This is a genomic window from Iamia sp., from assembly GCF_035575815.1.
Classification (GTDB): Bacteria; Actinomycetota; Acidimicrobiia; order Acidimicrobiales; family Iamiaceae; genus Iamia.
In genome coordinates this window covers 16,219-36,465 of sequence record NZ_DATLXO010000088.1, presented here as the reverse complement: position 1 = coordinate 36,465, position 20,247 = coordinate 16,219, and the positions used below count along the sequence as shown (strand labels likewise).

The 20,247-nt window shown below is 71.9% G+C and carries 22 protein-coding genes; 9 read left to right on the top strand and 13 right to left on the bottom strand.

All coding sequences use genetic code 11. The annotated features are described in order from the left end of the window. Positions 1-63 precede the first annotated feature (63 nt). Genes purM through purL form a run of 3 tightly spaced genes read right to left on the bottom strand, consistent with a single transcriptional unit; the run spans position 64 to position 4,943 of the window. Positions 64-1,116, bottom strand: a complete 1,053-nt coding sequence (purM, locus tag VNL12_RS09555; protein ID WP_325593930.1) for a phosphoribosylformylglycinamidine cyclo-ligase — start codon at positions 1,114-1,116, stop codon at positions 64-66. A 17-nt stretch (positions 1,117-1,133) separates the two neighbouring features. Next, entirely contained in the window at positions 1,134-2,675 is a 1,542-nt protein-coding gene (gene purF, locus VNL12_RS09550; RefSeq protein WP_349257828.1) for an amidophosphoribosyltransferase, read from the bottom strand. Between the two features lie 45 nt (positions 2,676-2,720). After that, positions 2,721-4,943 (bottom strand): phosphoribosylformylglycinamidine synthase subunit PurL, encoded by a 2,223-nt coding sequence (gene purL / locus VNL12_RS09545; protein WP_325593926.1) that lies wholly within the window; start codon positions 4,941-4,943, stop codon positions 2,721-2,723. A gap of 220 nt (positions 4,944-5,163) precedes the next feature. Between purL and VNL12_RS09540 the strand changes: the two genes are divergently transcribed. Beyond that, complete coding sequence (locus tag VNL12_RS09540) at positions 5,164-5,595, top strand: hypothetical protein (RefSeq protein ID WP_325593924.1); 432 nt, start codon at positions 5,164-5,166, stop codon at positions 5,593-5,595. A gap of 71 nt (positions 5,596-5,666) precedes the next feature. Here the strand turns inward: VNL12_RS09540 and purQ are convergent, their stop codons facing one another. The 4 genes from purQ to purB form a co-directional block, all read right to left on the bottom strand. Further along, the gene (purQ, locus tag VNL12_RS09535; RefSeq protein ID WP_325593922.1) at positions 5,667-6,344 is read right to left on the bottom strand and encodes a phosphoribosylformylglycinamidine synthase subunit PurQ; all 678 of its coding nucleotides are present in this window, start codon (positions 6,342-6,344) and stop codon (positions 5,667-5,669) included. Further along, positions 6,341-6,595 (bottom strand): phosphoribosylformylglycinamidine synthase subunit PurS, encoded by a 255-nt coding sequence (gene purS, locus VNL12_RS09530; RefSeq protein WP_325593920.1) that lies wholly within the window; start codon positions 6,593-6,595, stop codon positions 6,341-6,343. The genes purQ and purS overlap by 4 nt, the downstream gene beginning before the upstream one ends. Positions 6,596-7,064: 469 nt before the next feature. After that, positions 7,065-7,952 carry a phosphoribosylaminoimidazolesuccinocarboxamide synthase gene (locus VNL12_RS09525; protein ID WP_325593918.1) on the bottom strand — a complete coding sequence of 296 codons (888 nt, stop codon included), beginning with the start codon at positions 7,950-7,952 and terminating at the stop codon, positions 7,065-7,067. 29 nt (positions 7,953-7,981) lie between these two features. Continuing rightward, a complete protein-coding gene (gene purB / locus VNL12_RS09520; RefSeq protein ID WP_414654870.1) occupies positions 7,982-9,355 on the bottom strand; it encodes an adenylosuccinate lyase in 1,374 nt (457 codons plus the stop codon). Positions 9,356-9,479: 124 nt separating this feature from the next. On the opposite strand from purB, the gene VNL12_RS09515 reads away from it, so the two are divergent. Continuing rightward, positions 9,480-9,866 (top strand): hypothetical protein, encoded by a 387-nt coding sequence (locus VNL12_RS09515; RefSeq protein ID WP_325593914.1) that lies wholly within the window; start codon positions 9,480-9,482, stop codon positions 9,864-9,866. Between the two features lie 18 nt (positions 9,867-9,884). Here the strand turns inward: VNL12_RS09515 and purE are convergent, their stop codons facing one another. Then, on the bottom strand, positions 9,885-10,358 hold the full coding sequence (gene purE / locus VNL12_RS09510) for a 5-(carboxyamino)imidazole ribonucleotide mutase (protein ID WP_325593912.1): 474 nt from the start codon (positions 10,356-10,358) through the stop codon (positions 9,885-9,887). Positions 10,359-10,519: 161 nt separating this feature from the next. On the opposite strand from purE, the gene VNL12_RS09505 reads away from it, so the two are divergent. Further along, positions 10,520-11,542 carry an LLM class flavin-dependent oxidoreductase gene (locus tag VNL12_RS09505; protein WP_325593910.1) on the top strand — a complete coding sequence of 341 codons (1,023 nt, stop codon included), beginning with the start codon at positions 10,520-10,522 and terminating at the stop codon, positions 11,540-11,542. 207 nt (positions 11,543-11,749) lie between these two features. Here the strand turns inward: VNL12_RS09505 and purD are convergent, their stop codons facing one another. The 4 genes from purD to VNL12_RS09485 form a co-directional block, all read right to left on the bottom strand. Next, complete coding sequence (gene purD / locus VNL12_RS09500) at positions 11,750-12,952, bottom strand: phosphoribosylamine--glycine ligase (protein ID WP_325593908.1); 1,203 nt, start codon at positions 12,950-12,952, stop codon at positions 11,750-11,752. 214 nt (positions 12,953-13,166) lie between these two features. Continuing rightward, positions 13,167-14,504 carry an adenylosuccinate synthase gene (locus VNL12_RS09495; RefSeq protein ID WP_325593906.1) on the bottom strand — a complete coding sequence of 446 codons (1,338 nt, stop codon included), beginning with the start codon at positions 14,502-14,504 and terminating at the stop codon, positions 13,167-13,169. Between the two features lie 83 nt (positions 14,505-14,587). Beyond that, positions 14,588-15,082: a hypothetical protein gene (locus VNL12_RS09490; RefSeq protein WP_325593905.1), complete on the bottom strand. Its 495-nt coding sequence runs from the start codon at positions 15,080-15,082 to the stop codon at positions 14,588-14,590. A 48-nt stretch (positions 15,083-15,130) separates the two neighbouring features. Then, entirely contained in the window at positions 15,131-16,804 is a 1,674-nt protein-coding gene (locus VNL12_RS09485; RefSeq protein ID WP_325593903.1) for a PQQ-binding-like beta-propeller repeat protein, read from the bottom strand. Positions 16,805-16,810: 6 nt separating this feature from the next. Here VNL12_RS09485 and VNL12_RS09480 point away from each other — a divergent pair, with 6 nt between their 5' ends. The 5 genes from VNL12_RS09480 to VNL12_RS09460 all read left to right on the top strand — a co-directional run bounded on the left by VNL12_RS09480 (position 16,811) and on the right by VNL12_RS09460 (position 19,183). After that, on the top strand, positions 16,811-17,422 hold the full coding sequence (locus VNL12_RS09480) for a hypothetical protein (RefSeq protein WP_325593902.1): 612 nt from the start codon (positions 16,811-16,813) through the stop codon (positions 17,420-17,422). A gap of 126 nt (positions 17,423-17,548) precedes the next feature. After that, on the top strand, positions 17,549-17,788 hold the full coding sequence (locus VNL12_RS09475; protein ID WP_325593900.1) for a FitA-like ribbon-helix-helix domain-containing protein: 240 nt from the start codon (positions 17,549-17,551) through the stop codon (positions 17,786-17,788). Further along, positions 17,785-18,183 carry a type II toxin-antitoxin system VapC family toxin gene (locus VNL12_RS09470; RefSeq protein WP_325593898.1) on the top strand — a complete coding sequence of 133 codons (399 nt, stop codon included), beginning with the start codon at positions 17,785-17,787 and terminating at the stop codon, positions 18,181-18,183. Before VNL12_RS09475 ends, VNL12_RS09470 begins: the two co-directional genes overlap by 4 nt. Positions 18,184-18,327: 144 nt before the next feature. After that, entirely contained in the window at positions 18,328-18,684 is a 357-nt protein-coding gene (locus VNL12_RS09465; protein WP_325593896.1) for a helix-turn-helix transcriptional regulator, read from the top strand. 4 nt (positions 18,685-18,688) lie between these two features. Beyond that, positions 18,689-19,183 (top strand): hypothetical protein, encoded by a 495-nt coding sequence (locus VNL12_RS09460; RefSeq protein WP_325593894.1) that lies wholly within the window; start codon positions 18,689-18,691, stop codon positions 19,181-19,183. Between the two features lie 60 nt (positions 19,184-19,243). Here VNL12_RS09460 and VNL12_RS09455 read toward each other — a convergent pair whose 3' ends face one another. After that, positions 19,244-19,789 carry a Uma2 family endonuclease gene (locus tag VNL12_RS09455; protein WP_325593892.1) on the bottom strand — a complete coding sequence of 182 codons (546 nt, stop codon included), beginning with the start codon at positions 19,787-19,789 and terminating at the stop codon, positions 19,244-19,246. A gap of 87 nt (positions 19,790-19,876) precedes the next feature. Here VNL12_RS09455 and VNL12_RS20910 point away from each other — a divergent pair, with 87 nt between their 5' ends. Further along, positions 19,877-20,224 carry a putative Ig domain-containing protein gene (locus tag VNL12_RS20910; RefSeq protein ID WP_349257827.1) on the top strand — a complete coding sequence of 116 codons (348 nt, stop codon included), beginning with the start codon at positions 19,877-19,879 and terminating at the stop codon, positions 20,222-20,224. Positions 20,225-20,247: the final 23 nt, after the last annotated feature.

The following is a 20,247-nucleotide window of genomic DNA, read 5'->3' as shown; positions in this document are numbered from 1 at the left end:
GCTCGACCCTTGGTGGAGCGTTCACCCGTACAAAGTTGGATCGCCGATGGCCGCGGAGGGCGCTCAGGCGTAGCGGAGGGTGCCGTGGCCGCGCTCGACGTGACCGATCTCGACGGCCCGGTGGCCGGCGGCGCGCAGCGTGTCGAGGGCGCGGTAGAGGTCCTCGCGGGCGACGATGGCCACCATTCCGAGGCCGAGGTTGAACACCTTGCGCATCTCGTCGTCGCCGATGGCGCCCAGGCGCTGGATCTCGCCGAAGATGCGGGGCGCCTCCCACGCGCTCTCGTCGACGACGGCGTCACAGCCCTTGGGCAGTGAGCGGGGCAGGTTGCCCGGGAGCCCGCCGCCGGTGACGTGGGCGATGGCGTGCACGTCGACGGCGTCGAGGAGAGCCCGGATCGCCGGTGCGTAGATGACCGACGGCTCGAGCAGCTCATCGGCGAGGGAGTGGCGGGCCCCCTCGAAGGCGGGATCGTCGAGGCGGCGGCCGCCCTGGTCGAGCAGCACCTTGCGGGCCAGCGAGTAGCCGTTCGATCGCAGCCCCGGCGAGGGCAGACCGATCACCACGTCGCCGGGGTGCACGCGCTCGGGGCCGAGCATGAGGTCGCGCTCGACGACGCCCACGGCGAAGCCGACCAGGTCGAACTCGCCGGGCTCCATGGCGCCGGGGTGCTCGGCCATCTCGCCGCCGATGAGGGCACACCCGGCCTGGCGGCAACCCTCGGCCACGCCCTCGACGAGCTGTTCGATGTGGTCGGGGTCGAGCGTGCCCACCTCGATGTAGTCGAGGAAGAACAGCGGCTCGGCGCCGGCGCACACGATGTCGTCGACGCACATGGCCACCAGATCGACACCGATGGTCTCGAAGCGGCCGGTGGCCTGGGCGATCAGCGCCTTGGTGCCGACCCCGTCGGTGGAGGAGACCAGCACCGGGTGCACGTAGCGGTGCCCGGCGAATGAGAACAGGCCGCCGAAGCCGCCGATGTCGCCGATGACCTCGGGCCGGAAGGTCGACCGGACCTTGGCCCTGATCCGCTCCACCGCATCTTCTCCGGCGGCGATGTCGACCCCGGCGTCCTTGTAGGTCGAGGCGCGCTCGACTCCGTCCTCGCTCATGGGTGCTCGGGTCCCCCTCAGCCGGTGCGGCGGGCGTCGTCGGCCGGCAACAGGGAAGGCTGTCCGAGCACCGCTCCTGCGGCGACCGACGTGGTCCGCTCGTCGTGCGTGACGGTGCCGTCCTCGAGCACGCCCTTGGTGAGCTCGACAGGTACCTCGACGGGGTAGGCGCCGGTGAAGCAGGCATCACAGAACCCCGCCTCCGCCGCTCCCGTGGAGGCCCGAAGGCGGTCGATCTCGATGAAGGCGATGCTGTCGACGCCGAGGTGGTCCCGGATCTCCTCCACGCTCATGTTGGACGCCAGCAGCTCCTTCGAGTCCCCGAAGTCCATGCCGTAGAAGCACGGCCACTTGACCGGCGGCGACGTCACCCGCAGGTGGACCTCACGGGCGCCAGATTCGCGCAGCATCCTCACGATCTGCTGCTGGGTGGTGCCCCGGACGATCGAGTCGTCGACCACGACGATGCGACGGCCCTCGATGTTGTCGCGGAGCGGGTTGAACTTCATGCGGACGCCGAGAGCCCGCATCTCCTGGGTCGGCGCGATGAACGTGCGACCGATGTAGCGGTTCTTGACCAGACCCTGGCCGAACGGGATGCCGCTGGCACGGGCGTAGCCCTCGGCCGCGGGCACGCCGGACTCGGGCACGCCCATCACCATGTCGGCCTCGACCGGTGCCTGCGCGGCGAGGGCCTCACCCTGGCGCACTCGGGCGTGGTGGACGCTCTGGCCGTACAGCCGGGCGTCGGGCCGGGCGAAGTAGACGAACTCGAAGAGGCACAGCGTGGGGTCGATCCGCTCGGGCGCGAACGGCCAGACCGAGCGGGGGGTGGCGCCGGCCTCGAGCGCGACGACCTCACCGGCGCCGACCTCGCGGATCATCTCGGCGCCGACGATGTCGAGCGCCGGGCTCTCCGAGGCGACGACCCACCCGTTGTCGCGGCGGCCGAGGCAGAGGGGGCGCAGGCCGTTCGGATCACGCACGCCGTAGACCCGGTGGGTGTCCATCAGCACGAAGGAGAACGCCCCCTCGAGCCGGGGGAGGACGGCCAGGAGGGCGTGCTCGAGAGCGTCGGGGTTGTCGTGGTCGGCGGCCACCGCCAGCTCGTGGCCGATGAGCTCGGCGACCAGGTCGCTGTCGCTCGACACCGTACCGGGAAGCATCCCGTGCTCGTCGGCCAGCTCGGCGGTGTTGGTGAGGTTGCCGTTGTGACCGAGGGCGAACTGGTGGTCGCCGACGTTGCGGTAGACGGGCTGGGCGTTGCCCCACGTGCTCGACCCGGTCGTCGAGTACCGGGTGTGGCCGATGGCCAGGTGCCCGGTGAGCGGGGCCAGGGTGCGGTCGTCGAAGACGTTCGAGACCAAGCCCATGTCGCGCACGACGGTGACGTAGTCGCCGTCGCTGACGGCCATGCCGGCGGACTCCTGACCCCGGTGCTGCAGCGCGTAGAGCCCCAGGTAGGTCAGGTGGGCGACAGGATCGGTCCGGTCGATGACGCCGAAGACGCCACAGGCCTCCTTCGGCGAGTCGTCGAAGGGATCCCTCACGACATCCATGATCGCACGCGACGGTCGCGTTCCCCACCTCCGGCCCTCACATCGTCACGCCGACGCGACCGGTCCGTCGAGCGCGGCCGGGATGCGGTCGCGCCACGCGCGGATGGCGTCGTCGAGGGCCAGGTCGACGAGCCCCTCTATGCCGATGCGGTCGCCGCCGACCCGCCCCAGGAAGGTCGTCCGCACCGCAGCCGGCGGCGTGCCCGCCAGCTCTGCGATCCGCGACGAGCTCTCGGCGGGCACGCAGATGACCACCCGGCCCGGCATCTCGGCCAGGAGGTCGGCGACGCCGTCGACGCCGTGGACGCCGATGCCGATGCCGGAGCGGACGGCCATCTCGGCCAGCGCCAGGCCGAGACCCCCGGCGCCGACGTCGTGGGCCCCGCTGAGCTCGCCGTCGTTCACGAGCTGGCGGACCAGGACGGCGAGACGGGTCACCGCGCCCAGGTCGAGCGGGTCGAGCACGCCACCTCGGCGGTCGGCCGACGCGGCCCAGGTCGACCCGGCGAGCGATCCGCCCGGCTGCTCGCCGAGCAGCAGGAGGTGGTGGCCCTCGACCAGGGTGACGCCGGGCGGGCGACGGTCGAGCCGGTCGACCACACCCAACAGGCCGATCACCGGCGTGGGGTCGATGTCGACGCCGGCGGTCTCGTTGTAGAGGCTCACGTTGCCGCCCACGACGGGCAGGCCGAAGGCCCGGCACGCCTCTGCCATCCCGTCGATGGCCTCCGAGAGCTGCCACATGACCTCGGGGTGCTCAGGGTTGCCGAAGTTGAGGCAGTTGACCACGGCGATGGGACGAGCTCCGACGCACGCCAAGTTCACCACCGACTCCGCCACCGTCGCCGCGGTGCCGACCCGGGGGTCGACCGCGCACCACCGGTGGTTGCCGTCGGTCGTGAGAGCCAGTCCCCGGCCGGTGTCGACGCCGGTGGTGGGGTGCTTCAGCCGCAGGACGGCGGCATCGCCGCCGGGCGCCTCGACGGTGTTGAGGAACAGCTGGTGGTCGTACTGCGACCACACCCATCTGGTGTCGCAGAGCTGGTCCCGCATGATCACCGTGCACTCGCCCGGCTCGGGGACACCGGGGTCCTCGGCCACCCGGGAGGTGCGATCGGCGGGGGCCGCCCGGGGCCGGTCGTAGAGCGGGGCGGCGTCGTGGAGGCTGCTGGCGGGCACGTCGGCCAGCACCTCGCCGTCGAAGCCGTCCCGGATGCGCAGGCGCCCGCCCTCGGTCACCCGGCCGATGACGCTGGCGGTGACCTCCCACCGGGCGCAGAGGCGCAGGACCTCGGGGAGGCCGTCAGGGGTGACGATGGCGAGCATCCGCTCCTGGGACTCGCTGGTCAGGACCTCGAAGGGCTCCATGTCGTGCTCTCGCCGGGGCACGGCGGTCACATCGACGTCCATGCCCACGCCCCCGCGGGAGGCCGTCTCGCTGGTGGCGCAGGTCAGACCGGCGCCGCCGAGGTCCTGGATGCCGACGACCAGCCCGGCGTCGAGCAACGTCAGGCAGGCCTCGATCAGGCGCTTCTCCTCGAAGGGGTCCCCGACCTGCACCGAGGGGCGCTTGTCCTCGCTGGTCTCGTCGAAGCCGGCCGACGCCAGCACGCTGACCCCGCCGATGCCGTCGCGGCCGGTGGCCGACCCGAGCAGGACAGCCAGGTTGCCCTGACCGGTGGCGGCGCCGAGCACGAGGCGATCGGTGGGCAGCACCCCCAGGCACAGCACGTTGACGAGCGGGTTGCCCTGGTAGCAGGCGTCGAAGTCGACCTCGCCGCCCACGTTGGGCACCCCGACGGAGTTCCCGTAGGAGGAGATGCCCGACACGACGCCCTCGGCCACCCAGCGGCTGCGGGCGTCGTCGAGGGGACCGAAGCGGAGCGGGTCCATGAGGGCGATGGGACGGGCCCCCATGGTGAAGATGTCGCGCAGGATGCCGCCGACGCCGGTGGCCGCGCCCTGTGCGGGCTCGATGAACGACGGGTGGTTGTGGCTCTCGATGCGGATTGCGGCGGCGATGCCGTCGCCCACGTCCATGACGCCTGCGTTCTCCCCGGGTCCGACGAGGACGCCCTCGCCCTCGGTGGGGAGCCGCCGGAGGTGCAGGCGCGAGGACTTGTAGGAGCAGTGCTCGGACCACATCACCGCGTACATGGCCAGCTCGAGGTGGTTGGGAGCCCGTCCGAGGATGTCGGTGATGTCGCCGGCCTCATCGTCGGTGAGGCCGAGGGCCTGGTGGATGGAGGGTCCCTCGGTCTCGGTCACGTGGGATGAACCTACCGGGACGGGTCCGCGGCCGGGAAGCCGGTCGCGAGCGGCGCCGGCGTCCGGCTCTCGCATCTCTCGGTTCCGGCGCGACACCGCTGAATGAGAAGCGCCCATCTCATGGTGGTCAACATCCTCGTTCTCGGTCACCAAAGCCTCAAGCCACTCCTCCCTCTTCGATTGACTTGTCCCGAGCGAATAGAAGTGATTGGCTGGCGCGATGCCCCCCAAGAAGACAGCCAAGAGCACACCGTCCAAGCGCACCATGTCCGATGAGCACAAGGCCGCCATCGCCCAAGGGCGGGTGGAGTCAAGAGCAGTGTCGAGGTACCTCGAGGCGCTCGCCGCGAACAAGCCCAAGCGCGGTCGCCAGCGCACGGCGAGCACCATCCAGGACCGCATCGATGCCATCGAGGCCGAGCTGGCCGATGCCGATGCCATCGCCACGCTGAACCTCCGTCAGGAGAAGCAGGACCTCGAGCGCGAGCTGCGCACCAAGCAGCCCACCGTCGACCTCAGTGCCGTCGAGGGAGACTTCGTCGCCCACGCCGCCGCCTACGGCGAGCGCAAGGGCATCAGCTACGCCGTGTGGCGGAAGTCCGGCGTGGCGCCGGCTCTGCTCGAGAAGGCTGGGATCTCCCGTCGCCGCTGACCCTCATCAGTCCTGCTCGGGGTCGGAGGGACTTGGGACCGAGCGGGAGGAGACCTCAGATCAGCCGAGCGCTAGGCGACGGGTGCGCTGGCGCGCCCGATGATCGAGCGCAGCAGCGGGATGCCGTCGACCGACCCGAGCAGCTCGCTCACGGCCCGCTCGGGGTGCGGCATCAGGCCCACGACGTTGCCGGCCTCGTTGCTGACCGCCGCGATGTCGGCTCTCGACCCGTTCGGGTTGTCGACGTAGCGGAGGACGATCTGGTCTTTCGCCTCCAGCCGGGCGAGGGTCTCGTCATCACAGGTGAAGGCGCCCTCGAAGTGGTTGATCGGCACTCGCAGCACATCGCCGACCGACGCGGCGCCGGTGAGCACCGAGCGGGTGCTCTCGACGCGCAGCTCTACAGTGGTGCACAAGAAGCGAAGGCCCTCGTTCTTGTGAAGAGCACCGGGTAGGAGCCCGGCTTCGGTGAGCACCTGGAACCCGTTGCAGATGCCGACGACGGGCCCGCCGGCACCGGCGAAGGCGGCGACGGCGTCCATCACCGGCGAGAAGCGGGCGATGGCGCCGGGGCGCAGATAGTCACCGTGGGCGAAGCCACCGGGGACGATGACCGCGTCGACGCCGTCGACGGTCGCGTCGCCGTGCCAGAGCAGCCGGGCCTCCGCGCCGAGGGACCTGAGCGCCTCCACGGCGTCGTGCTCGCAGTTGGAGCCGGGGAACTGCACGACCCCGACGGTCGCGGTCACGACGCGGCCGTGAGCGACACGTCGCTGTCCTCGATCACCGGGTTGGTGAGGAACCGGGCGCAAATGTCGGAGACCTCGGTCCGCGCCGCGCTCTCGGAGTCCGCGGTCACCTGGAACCGGATGGCCTTGCCGACCCGCACCCCGGTGACGCCGTCGAAGCCGAGCGCCGGCAACGAGCGTTCGATGGTCTGGCCCTGGGGGTCCGCCACGCCCTGGCGGGGGCTCACCTCCACCAGCACGTCGAACCGCATGGCGGTCATGGTGGCACACCGGCCGACGCGCTTCCGAACGCCAGTGGGCCCGGAGCACCCCCGCCCGCTCGGGCCCCGGACCTACCCCGAAGCGCCACTCGACCGGTAGCTCGGAGGCGTCGCGGTAGGTGACCTGCTCGTGGACAAACGAGAAGGTCACCTCCGACGGGGGGAGCAGACCGAGCAGGGCCCGCCAGAGCCGCGCGCCGTCGCGGCCCAGCTCTTCGATCACGAAGTGCTCCACCTTGCGGCGGTCGGGCGCGATCAGATCGAACGTCGTGTCCCACCGGGCGGCCCACGCGTCGAGTCGGTCCACGACCGATGCGGGGAGGCCCAGGCTCGACGGGTCGAGGTCGACGTCGCGGTCCACGTCCCAGAGCGGGTGGTGGCCCCACTCGTGGCGGAGCTCGATCCGGCGGGGCGCCATGACCGAACGGTAGCGGCGAGCGAGCACGGGTCGTGGTTCAGCTCACGTGCCGCCGGGCCAGTCCGCCAGCGCCCGACCGGTGATGCGTTCGTAGGCCTCGCGGTAGCGGGCGGCACTGGCCGCCACGACCGCGTCGGGCAGGCGGGGCGGCGGCGGGGTCTTGTCCCAGTCGAGGGTCTCGAGGTGGTCGCGCACCGGCTGCTTGTCGAACGACGGCGGGGTCGTGCCGGGGTGCCAGGAGTCCGCCGGCCAGAAGCGCGAGGAGTCCGGGGTCAGGACCTCGTCGGCCACGATCAGCTCGCCGTCGATCAGGCCCAGCTCGAACTTGGTGTCGGCGATGACGATCCCCCGCTCGGCGGCCCACGCCGCCCCCCGGCGGTAAAGCTCGAGGCAGACGTCGCGGGTCCGCTCGGCCAGGTCGCGACCCACCAGCCCGACCGCCTCCTCGAACGAGAGGTTGACGTCGTGATCGCCGACCGCGGCCTTGGTCGACGGCGTGAACACCGGCTCGGGCAGCCGATCGGACTCCTGCAGCCCCTCGGGCAAGGGGGCCCCGTGCATGGTGCCCGAGGTGCGGTACTCCTTCCACGCCGAACCGGTGAGGTAGCCGCGAACGATGCACTCGATGGGCAGCATCTCGGCCCGGCGGCAGAGCATCACCCGCCCGGCGAGCGACGGGTCACGGGCCTCGCTCGGCAGGTCGTCCAGCTCGGTGGAGATCAGGTGCCCGGGCGCCACGTCGGCCAGGTGCTCAAACCAGAACGCGGACATGGCGGTGAGCACCCGACCCTTGTCGGGGATGGGCTCGGCCATCACCACGTCGAAGGCCGACACCCGGTCGGAGGTGACGAGCAGGAGCCGGTCGTCACCGGCGTCGTAGATCTCGCGGACCTTGCCGGAGGACAGGTGGGGAAGGGCGATCTCGGGCACGGATGCAGAACCTACCGGGCCGGTCGCGGCTAGAGGAGCGGCGCCGGTGCGTAGGCGGCGGCGTCGGGATCCGCCGCGGCCAGGGCGCCGACCTCCGCGACGAAGGCCGCGGTCTGGGCCGGGGCGCGGCCGACGAAGCTCAGCGGCTCGGCGACCACCGCAGCCACCTGCTCGGCCCCCAGGCCGAGGCGCTCATCGGCGCCGAGCCGGTCGAGCAGGTCGTTGTCGGCCGCGCCCTTCTCCCGCATCTCGAGGGCGACGGCCACGGCGTGGTCACCGATGGCCTCGTGGGCGACCTCGCGCCCGACGCCGGCGCGGACCGCCGCCATCAGGACCTTGGTGGTGGCCAGGAAGGGCAGGTAGCGCTGGAGCTCGCGCTCGACCACCGCGGGGAACGCGCCGAACTCGTCGAGCACGGTCAGGGCCGTCTCGCACACGCCGTCGACGGCGAAGAAGGCATCGGGCAGGGCCACCCGCCGCACGACCGAGCAGCTCACATCGCCCTCGTTCCACTGGTCTCCGGCCAGGGCCGTCACCATGGCCAGGTGGCCCCCGAGGACGGCGGAGAGCCCGCAGATCCGCTCCGCAGAGCGGGTGTTCATCTTGTGGGGCATCGCGGAGGAGCCGACCTGGCCGGGAGCGAAGCCCTCGGTGACGAGCTCCTGGCCGGCCATGAGGCGGATCGTGGTGGCCAGGCTGGTCGGACCGGCGGCGGCCTGCACGAGAGCCGCCACCACGTCGAGGTCGAGCGAGCGCGGGTAGACCTGGCCCACGTTGGTGAGCACGGCGTCGAAGCCCAGCGCAGCGGCCACCTCGGTCTCGAGGTGGTCGACAGCGGCGTCGGACCCGAGCAGGTCGAGCATGTCCTGCTGGGTGCCGACGGGGCCCTTGATGCCCCGAAGCGGGTAGCGGGCGAGGAGGTCGTCGAGGCGACCGAGGGCGAGCAGGGTCTCCTGCCCGGCGTTGGCGAAGCGCTTGCCGAGCGTCGTGGCCTGGGCCGGCACGTTGTGGCTGCGGCCCGCCATCACCAACGTCTCGTGCTCCGCGGCGCGAGCGGCCATGCGCACCAGCACCGCGACGAGCCGGCGGCGGACGAGGCGCAGGGCATCGCGCACCTGGAGCTGCTCGACGTTCTCGGTGAGGTCGCGCGACGTCATGCCGGCGTGGATCGCCTCGTGGCCGGCCAGGGCCGAGAACTCCTCGATGCGGGCCTTCACGTCGTGGCGGGTGACCCGCTCCCGCGACGCGATCGACCCGAGGTCGACCCGCTCGGCGACCGCCTCGTAGGCCTCGATCACCCCGTCGGCCACCGCGACGCCCAGGTCGCGCTGGGCTCGTAGCACCGCCAACCACAGCCGACGTTCGAGGACGACCTTGGTCCCGGGCGACCAGAGGTCGACCATGGCCGGACTGGCGTACCGCAGGGCGAGCACGTTGGGGGGCGTTGCGGTCACCTGCCGATCGTACCGGCGGTCCCGCCGCCGCTCCCCTTCCTCAAGGGCGGGACGACCCGTCCGATGGGGGGTGGTGACCATCGGCCTCGGTGCAGACGCGCCCACGCACGAGAGCTGCGTCCTGCACCCCTTCGAGACCGCCGAGCGCCTCTGTCACGAGTGTGGCCGCTGGCACTGCGACGGATGCCTCGTCACGCCCTGGGGCCCCCGCAAGCCCGCGCTGTGCATCTCGTGTGCCATCGGGCGCTCCGGCGTGCGTCGATCCTCTGGTGCGCCCAAGGTGCGTTCGGCCCGCGAGATCCGCACCATCGAGAAGGCCGAGCGCCGGGCGGAGCGCAACGAGCACCGGCGTGGCGCGGTCGTCACCGCCGGCGGGCTCACCCGCACGCCGCTCCCGTCGGTCGACGCCCACGGCTCCCGTCCGCGCCGCTCGCTGCGGAGCCGGCTCCGCCCGGCCTGATCGGCCGCCACCCCGACCTCAGGTCGAGGACGGGACCGGCGTGGCTCGCGCCACCCGATCCTCGGCCAGCTGGTCTGCGAGCGCGGCGTCGCCGACGGCCAACAGTTGGACGACCAGGAGAGCGGCGTTCACGGCGCCGTCGACCGCGACCGTGGCGACCGGGATGCCCGGGGGCATCTGCACGGTGCTCATCAGCGCGTCGACGCCGTTGAGGGCACCGCGCGAAAGGGGGACGCCCACGACCGGCAGGGTGGTGTGGGCGGCGACGGCGCCCGCGAGGTGGGCCGCCATCCCTGCGCCGCAGACGAACGCGGCGAAGCCCTCGTCGCGGGCGGTGGCGGCGAGGGTCGCGACCTCGGTGGGCGTGCGGTGCGCCGAGAGGACGCGGACGTCCGCCTCGATGCCGAAGCCGGCGAGCGTGGCGGCCACCGGGGCCATCTTCTCGCCGTCGTTCGGAGAACCCATGAGCACCGCGACCTTGTACGTGGACATGGCCCGGACCGTAGCCCCGGCGCCGCCACCCGACGGCCGGCCCGCCCTGACCCGCCTCGCGCCCCGGCCGGAGGGCGGCGGAAGAGCCCAGAGTCGTGGGGCGTTGCCCCCTGGTGTCCGCCTCCCCTCTGCGAGCGGACCGCACCCGGAGACCCCGCCCCATGTCGCACCCGCTCCTCTCGGTCCTCGACCTCTCGATCGTGGGTCGCGGCTCGACCCCTGCCGACGCCCTCGCCTCCTCCCGGCTTCTGGCCCAGGGGGTCGAGCGGCTCGGCTACCACCGCTACTGGGTGGCCGAGCACCACAACATGCCCGGCATCGCCAGCTCCTCACCACCCGTGCTCATCGCCCACCTCGCCGCCCACACGACGACCCTGCGCCTCGGGTCCGGTGGCGTCATGCTGCCCAACCACTCGCCCCTGGTCGTCGCCGAGCAGTTCGGCATGCTCGAGGCCCTCCACCCCGGGCGCATCGACCTGGGGCTGGGCCGGGCGCCGGGCACCGACCAGGTGACTGCCGCCGCTCTCCGGCGCAGCACGCGACGCGAAGGCGACGACGAGTACTTCAACCAGCTCGGCGAGCTGCTCGCCTACTTCAACGGCACGTTCCCCGACGACCACCCCTTCGGACGCATCGTGGCCACCCCCGGCCGGGGCTACCAGCCGGCCATCTGGCTGCTCGGCTCGAGCGACCAAAGCGCGCACCTGGCCGGGGCGCTCGGCCTGCCGTTCTCCTTCGCCCACCACTTCGCCGCCGGCAACACCGATGTCGCCGTCGCGACCTACCGCCGGGCGTTCCAGCCCTCGGCGGTGCTCGACGAGCCGTACCTCATGCTGGGCGTCAACGTCTTGTGCGCGCCGTCGAACGACGAGGCCCAGTACATCGCCGGCCCCGGCAAGCTGTCCATGGCCCGCCTGCGCCAAGGCCGGCCCGACGTGTACCCCACCCCCGAGGAGGCGGCCGCCCACAGCTACTCACCGCTGGAGGCGGAGACGGCGAGGAGCTGGGGCCGCAACCACGTCATCGGGACCCCCGACGGCGTCCGTGCCGGCCTCCTCGAGCTGGCCGACCGCACCGGCGCCGAGGAGCTGATGATCACCACCATGGCCCACGGCCCCGACCACCGGATGCGCAGCTACAAGCTGGTCGCCGACGTCATGGCGCTCACCCCCGCCCCCGCCTGAGCTGGTCGCGACAGCAGCCTGGTTCTGGTCGCGGAACCCGTCGTCCCCGCAACGTCGATCGCGACCAGTTCTCAGCAGCCCTGGTTCTGGTCGCGGAACCCGTCCTCCCCGCAACGCCTTTCGCGACCAGTTCCCGGCAACCCTGGTTCTGGTCGCGGAACCCGCCCGCCCAGCAACGTCGATCGCGACCAGTTGGTGGCGGGTCGGTCAGGGCGCCGCGATGTCGGCGCGGTGGTGCAGGCCCGGCCACGAGATGCACGCCATGGCCTCATAGGCGCGCCGGCGCGCCGTGGCGGAGTCGGGGCCCCGGCCGACGACGTTCAGCACCCGGCCGCCATCGGTGATGAGGTGCCCCTCGTCGTCGAGGGCGACGCCGGCGCAGAGCACCTCGGCCCCGTCGATCGCCCGAGCCGCCTCCAATCCCTCGATCCGGTCGCCGGTGCGGGGCGCGACCGGGTAGCCGTCGCTGGCCGCCACCACGGCCACGACGACGTCGTCGGTGGTGGTGACCGGCGGGGCCCGGCCGAGGTCACCGTCGGCCGCGGCGGCCAGCAGCTCGGCCAGGTCGGACGTGACCCGCAGGAGCACCACCTGGGAGTCGGGGTCTCCGAAGCGGACGTTGTACTCGATCAGCTTGGGGCCGTCGGGGGTGAGCATCAGCCCGGCGTAGAGCACGCCTCGGTAGTCGACGCCCCGGGCGCGAAGGGCCGCGAGGGTGGGTTCGACGAAGCGTGCGACCACCTCGTCGCCTAGCTCGACCCCGGCGACCGGCACCGGGGACCAGGCCCCCATGCCCCCGGTGTTGGGCCCCGCGTCGCCATCGCCCAGGCGCTTGAAGTCCTGGGCCGGCGGAAGGGTCACGGCCCGGGTGCCGTCGCAGATGGCGAACACCGATGCTTCGGGGCCGGTGAGGCCCTCCTCGATCACCACCGTGCGCCCGGCGGCGCCGAACGACAGGCCCGAGAGCTTGTCGCGCACGTCGGCTGCGGCCTCCTCAAAGGACTCGGTGACCAGCACGCCCTTGCCGGCGGTCAGTCCATCGGTCTTCACCACGTAGAGCCCGGGCAGCGTCTGGAGGAAGGCCAGCGCCGGGTCCACCTCGGAGAACACGCCGTAGCGGGCGGTCGGCACGCCCGCCTGGCCGACGAGCTCCTTCATGTAGGCCTTGGACCCCTCGACGCGGGCTCCGTCCGCGCCGGGGCCGAGCACCCGTCGGCCGGCCGCCCGCAACCGGTCGGCCAGGCCGTCGACGAGTGGCTGCTCCGGTCCGATCACGAACAGGTCGGCCTCGAGGTCCTCCGGGTCGGTGGCGACCGAATCCGGGATGCCCGGGTTCCCGGGCGCCACCACGACCTCGGCGGTGCACCCGAGGGCGATCGCCAAGCCGTGCTCGCGCCCTCCGGAGCCCACGATGCAGACCCTCACGTCGACCCACCGCAGCGAACTGGTCGGGAGATCGGGTGCTCCCACCCCCAGATCCCGTACCAGTACGAGGGGGACGCGGTCCGCAGGGGGCACGCCCGCACATCTGGCGGCGAGGGTGGACGAACTGGTCGGGATAGTGGGTGCTCCCACCCCCAGATCCGGTACCGGTACGAGGGGGTGACCACTCGGGACGGGGAGCTCACGGGTCGCGGCGGTGGACGAACTGGTCGCGGCCCGGCCCGGTGCCCACCAGGGCGACCGGGACGCCGACCTCGGACTCGAGGCGATCGAGGTACGCGGCCGCCTCGGCCGGCAGGTCCGACGCCTCGGTGACGGCGGTGAGGTCGGTCCGCCACCCGGGCATCTCCTCGTAGACGGGACGGGCGGCGTGGAGATCCGACTGGTGGTACGGGAGCTGGGTGGTGCGCTGGCCGTCGACCTCGTAGGCGACGCACAGCTTCACCGTCTCGAGCGCGTCGAGGATGTCGAGCTTGGTGATGGCCAGCTCCGACAGCGAGTTCAGGCGTACCGCATGGCGCAGCATCACCGCGTCGAACCAGCCCGGGCGACGGCGACGGCCAGTGTTGACCCCGTACTCCCGGCCCACGTCGACGAAGTGGTCCCCCATCCGGACCTCCTCGGCGTCGACGCCCTCGCGGTCCTTGCCGCCGATGGCGTCATACGACATGGCCAGCTCGGTGGGGAAGGGCCCGGTGCCGACGCGGGTGACGTAGGCCTTGGCCACGCCGACCACGCGGTCGATGTAGCGGGGGCCGACGCCGGCGCCCGTGCAGACCCCGCCGGCGACCGGGTTCGACGAGGTGACGAACGGATAGGTCCCGTGGTCGAGGTCGAGGAACGTGGCCTGCGCCCCCTCGAAGAGCACGTGCTGGCCGGCATCGAGGGCGTCGTGCACCAGGTTGACGGTGTCGGCGATGTGGTCCCGGATTCGAGGCAGGTACTCGTCGAGGTAGCGATCGGCGATCTCGTCGACGTCGAGGGGCAGCTGGTTGAAGACCTTGGCCAGGACCTGGTTCTTCTCCTTGGCCAAGGCCTCCAGCTTGGTCCGGAAGATCTTGGCGTCGAGCAGGTCCTGCACCCGCAGCCCCACCCGCGACGACTTGTCGGCGTAGGCCGGCCCGATGCCCCGCTTGGTCGTGCCCAGCTTGGCCCGGCCCAGGCGGCGCTCGGTGAGGCGGTCGATCTCCTGGTGGAACGGCAGGATGAGGTGGGCGTTGCCGCTGACCCGCAGGCGCGAGACGTCGACGCCCCGGCGGGCGAAGGTGTCCATCTCGGCGATGAGCACCTGCGGGTCGACCACCACCCCGTTGCCGATGACGGGGGTGATGTGGTCGTAGAGGATGCCGCTGGGCAGGAGCTGGAGGGCGAACTGCTCGCCGTCGACGACCAGGGTGTGGCCGGCGTTGTGGCCGCCCTGGTAGCGGACGACCATCGACGCCTCCTTGGCGACGAGGTCGGTGAACTTGCCCTTGCCCTCGTCACCCCACTGGGTGCCGACCAGGACGGTGGCGGGCACGACGGTCTCCTCTGATGCGGACAGGACGATGGGAACCTACCTGTCGGGCACCGCACCGGGCGCGCCCACACCGCGACCGGGGCTCAGATCCGGCCGCACACCTTCATGCCGTAGGTCGAGAACCGCGTGCGCAGCTCCTCGTCCTCCCGGATCAGGTCGCGCCCCTGGCCGGGCCGGAGGTTCAGCTCCTTGATCAGCGCGGTCAGGTCGTCGTACACGTCGGCGAGGTAGCGGGCGTCGTCGCCGGGCGGGGTGATGCCGCGCAGCCCGCCGTCGAGGCGCTTGTACTGGGGGATCACCCGGGCCCGCACCCAGCGCTCCGGACGGGGGTCGACCGTCGGCGCCGCGTCCGGCGCCGCGTCGTCACCACCGCGCAACTCCTCCTGGTAGGTCTCCTCGAGGTCCGCGAGCCGGTCGTCGGTGCTCTGGCAGATCCCGTCGGCGGCGACGACGTACTCTGCCTGGCTGGAACCCGATGAGGACGCGCAGCCGGCAACGGACCCCAAGGCGAGGGCGACGACGAGGATGACGACCGGAACCGGACGGGGCGCGGCGGGGGTGCGACCGAGACGGACCATGTGGTCCCATCGGCTCCCGGAGGTCGACTGTGAGCGTGGGTCTGGACCTCAGGCGTCGCCGATGGCGTAGAACTTCCCGCCGCGGGCACCGACGTAGATCCGCCCGTCCCACACCGCGGGGGTGGACTCGACGCAGCCCTCGAGCTGCACGCTCCACAGCTCGGGCGGCGGAACGCGGGGGTCCGACACGTCGAAGCCGTGGAGCGCGCCGTTGCAGTCACCCTGGATCCACACGTCGTCGACGATGGCGGGCGAGGACCACGTGGGCCCGGGCAGGTCCTTCTCCCACAGGATCTCACCGCTCTCCTGGTCGACGCCGACGATGCGACCGCTGTCGGTCGGCGCGTAGACGACACCGCCGGCGATGGCCGGGGTGGCCCACATGCCCCGGTCGTCGGCCACCGACCACACGATGGGGTCATCAGGGTTCGAGGGGTCGAGCTTCACCAGCTGGCCGACCTCGAGGTTGCGCTCGCTGCTCGAGGCCCGCTCCACCTCCTGGGCGACGTAGAGCATCCCTTCCTCGTCGATCACGATCGAGGCGTCGATGTCGTCGCCGGCCCAGAACCGGAAGGTGCGGATCGGGTCCTCGCCGTTGGCCACACCGGAGATGTCCCAGCCCTGGACGAGCCCGCCCGAGTTGGCGAAGTAGAGGGTGTCGCCCGATATCGCGAGGGAGTTCTCGACCGAGACGTCGTTGACCCGGCTGCCCGACCCCGCCAGGTCGGCGAGGAGCTCCTCGTCCCAGGCGGGCGCGTTGAACACGACCTCGGGGGCGACGGTGACCAGGCCGTCGTCACCCATGGCGCGGTTGAGCTTCACGATGTAGAACTGCCCGTTCTCCCCGCCCTGGAAGAGGTGGTCGTCGATCACCAGCGGCGAGCTGTCCCAGTCGTCGTTCCACTTGGTGGGCGAGACCTCGTCAGCCGCCATGCTCCACAGGCTCTCGGCCGCACCGCTGGCGCGGTCGGTGGCGATGACGTGGAAGTCGGCTCGGCTGCCGCTGTAGAGCAGGGGGAAGCCGTCGGGGTCGCGGGTGACCGAGCCCTTGACGATGTCGCCGATGTCGAAGGCGCCGATGAGGTCCGAGCCGTCGTCGCCGTCCAGGAAGTGGATGTTCTTGTCGTAGGCCCCGAAGCCGACCCACGTCGTGCCGTCGTCCTCCCAGACCGAGGGCTGGCCGGTCCAACCCGTGCCGCACCAGGTCTTCGAGGCGCCGCCCACGCTCGACTCCCCGCAGAAGCCTCCGCCCTCGGGCACGCTCCAGAGCACCTCGGGAGCGGCCGGGGCCGGGCCGGTGCCGTAGAACGAACGGGTCGGGTTGCCCCGGAACGTGAGCAGGCCTTCCACCTCGGTCGTCCACGGGTTGCCCGACGAGGCCGGGTCGACCCAGCCGTCGTAGTCCGACCCGTTGGCCGTGGGCCCATCCGCCCCCTCGGCCTCCCCCTCCTGCTCGGCGTCCCCCGTCCCGCCGTTCTCGCCTTCGGCCCCTGCCGCCGGGCCGTCGGGGACCGCGGCGACCTCATCGGCCTCCGGGCGGGTGGGCGACGACGCGCTCGAGCTGTTCGCCGTGGCGAAGGGCCCCGTGCCCGCGACCCGGTCGTTGACGCACGCGAAGACCACCAGGGTCAGGACCGTGAGGGTGCCCACCAGCCGCTGCTGGCGCCGGTGCTTGATCCGGGAGCGGAGGGGTTGGCCCTGCAGGGGACCGTCGGCGTGCACGGGCCGATGCTAGGGACTCGCGGTGCCCGCCCCCGGGACAGCCCCGGCGCCGGTCGCTGGGAGCGGCCCCTCCAGTCCTACGCATCGGACCTGGTCGCCGGGAACACCAACGACAAGGGTGACGTCTTCACGGTCGATCGCACCACCGGGACGACCACCCGCGTCACCGACGGCAACGACGACTCCTACGATCCGGCCGTCTCGGCCGACGGCCGCCACATCACGTTCCACTCACGAGCGTCCGACCTGGTCCCGGGCGACGCCAACGGCCGAACCGACGTCTTCACCTGGGACCGCACCACCGGGGTCATCACCCGCATCACCGACGGCAACGATGACTCCGGCGGGGCCGCCATCTCCAGCGATGGACGCCACATCACATTCGGGTCCTTCGCCTCGGACCTCGTCGCCGACGACACCAACGGCGAGAGGGACCTCTTCGTTTGGGATCAGGTGACTTCGACGACCACGCGCATCAGCGATGGGACCGGCGGCTGGAGCTACCCGACGATCTCCGCCGACGGATCCCAGGTCGCGTTCTCCTCCGCAGGGTCACCGCTGGCGCCCGACGACACCGACGGCCACCACGATGTCTTCGTCTGGAGCCACCTGGGTTGACTCATTCGTCCGGCCGACCTCGCCCGCCCGCCTCCTGTCGAGGACTCGGCCGCCGAGCGCCTCGGACCGGCCGCCCCTGACGAGAATCCGGCGGCATCGCCGCGGCTACGTCGCTACTCTGACGGCATGGCCACGACGATCACGATTCGAAACGTGCCCGAAGCCACCCGCAAGGTGCTGGCGTCGAGGGCCGCGGCGGAGGGCAAGTCGCTGCAGGAGTACCTGCTCGGTGAGGTGAACGAGATGGCCGGTCTCCCGACCGTCGCCGAGGTCGTCGCCCGGGCCCGGGACCGGGTCGATGCGACCGGCCAGTCGATCGGGACCGACCAGATCCTCGCCGCCCTTCGCGCCGATCGCGACCGGTGATCGTGGTCGACGCCTCGGTGCTGGTGTCGGCCCTCGCCGACCAGGGGCGCGATGCGCGTTGGGCGGCCGAGCACGTCGCCGGGTCCCGCCTCGCCGCGCCCCACCACGCCGTGGTCGAGGTGGCCAACGTGCTGCGCCGCCTCGAGGGCGCATCGCTCATCAACTCGACGGCCGGAGCGCTGGCCCACCACGACCTCGTCGCTCTGCGGATCGATCTCTACCCCTATCGGCCGTTCGCCGCCCGCGTCTGGGTCCTTCGCCACAACGTGACCGCGTACGACGCGGCCTACCTGGCCCTGGCCGAGGCGCTCGACATCCCCTTGGTGACCCTGGACCGTCGCATGGCCGGCGCCCCCGGTCCGAGCTGCGAGATCCTGGTGCCCCCACGCTCGTGACGCCGCGCCGCCCTGAACCCCTCAACCCCTGACGCCCGCAGCACGATGGCCGCAATGGGTCTGAGGTCGGGTTCGGCTGTCGCCGACCGCTCAGGAGCGAGGTCACATAACAGATGTGCACTCACCAGTCGATAGCGTCGGACCATGGACGATCCGACCGCCGAGGACCAGATCCGGGCCCTGCGCCTCAGGGCCGGTCTGACCCAAGCCGAGCTGGCCCGACGGGTCGGCACCACGCAGTCCGCGATCGCCCGGTGGGAGCGCGGGGCGGTGTCACCATCGCTGCGCACGGCCCACCGCCTGGCCGCGGCGTGCGGCCACGACCTGGCCTTCGTCGCCGAGGGCGCCGTCGAGCCTGAGGCCGCGACGCTCGACGACGGGCAACGGGCCCGGATCGAGGCCAACCTCCGCCTCACCCCCGCGCAGCGCCTCGACCGGGCCACCAGGGCGGCCAACTTCGTCCTGCGCGGGCGCCGGTCGATGTCCGCGGCGCGACGGTGACCTGGTGCGTGATCCCGAGCCCTTCGACCCCGGTGCGATCCTGCGCGTGCTCGCGGCCCACGGGGTCGACCATGTGGTGATCGGAGGCATCGCCGCCGCGCTCCACGGTGCCGACCACGTCACGACCGACATCGACATCACCCCCCGTCGAGACGCGCCGAACGCCCAGCGGCTCTCCTCCGCCCTCGCGGAGCTCGATGCCCGCATCCGGGTGGCGGGGATCGTCGGGGGCCTGAGTTTCGACCACGACGGTCGCAGCCTCCTTGGCTCCGGGGTGTGGAACCTGACGACACGCCACGGCGACCTCGACATCTCCTTCATCCCGACCGGCACCGACGGCTGGGACGACCTACGCCCGGGGGCGGTGGTCGTCGACCTCGACGGCACGTCGGTCGCCGTGGCCGCCCTCGAGGACGTCATCCGGTCGAAGGAGGCCGCCGACCGGCCCAAGGACCGACTGATCCTGCCGGCCCTTCGCGCCCTGCTGGGACATCGTTGAACCGGCTTCGCATCGGGGAGCGGCCGCACCGCACCGAGCCTCTCAGGGCGACTGCTTCGATCAGGTGGAGACGAGCCCGGCCACCGAGAGCTCGGCGGCGGCGTACGGCAGTGCAACGGATGCGCCGACGCGGTGCTCGTTGCGCTGGCTGTAGCCCGACGGCGTGGGACCGAGGTGCTCGTACAACGCCTCGTGAGTGACCACCCAGTAGGACGGGAAGCCGGCCTCGCCATAGAGCCGGGCCTTCACAGTCAGGTCGAATGTCGCGGTGTGATCGGCCACCTCAACGACGAGGACGACGTCGTCGCTGGCCCAACGGGACAGCCGGTCGCCGAGCATCCCGACCGGCTGGGCGGCAGCCCGGCGGACCCAGCAGTCAGGGTCGGGCAGCGAATCGCCGGCGGGCAGGGTCTGGGTGGTGATCTCGACGCCCTCGGCCGACAGGGCCCGGATGAGGCGGGCCGTGGTCGCGCCGTGCCAATCGCCGATCACCACAGGGATCACCTCACCGTCGACCATCTCCACCCGCCGCTCGAACGCCCCCGCCTCCCAGGCCCGCACGAACCCCTCGGGGGTCCACCGGTAGGTGAGGATCGCCTCGGTCACACCCCTAACGGTACATGCGGCCCAGGCGGTCGCCGATCTCGCGGTTGCCGACCCGCGTGACCTGCTGGGACAGCGGTGAGAGAACCCATGGTTCTGGCTCGACTTCAACATCGACGACGCCATCGGCGGCCAAGTCGAGCTCGGATCCACCCGCCTCTACACCCGACGCCTCGCCCAAGCCGGCACCAACGACCCACCCCCCACCACCCACCAGCGCCACCACTGGCCATCACGACGACATCACTGCCCGCCGCCACCGTCGGCCAGCCGTACGCAGCCACGCTCACCGCCACCGGCGGTCGAGCCCCCTACACCTGGACCGCCGCGGGCCTGCCCAGCGGACTGTCGCTGTCTGGCGACCGAATCACCGGCACCCTGGTCCCCGACGACACCAACAACCACTCGGATGTGTTCGTGTGGGACCGACACGGCTGAGCATCCTCACCCGTCGACGGTGA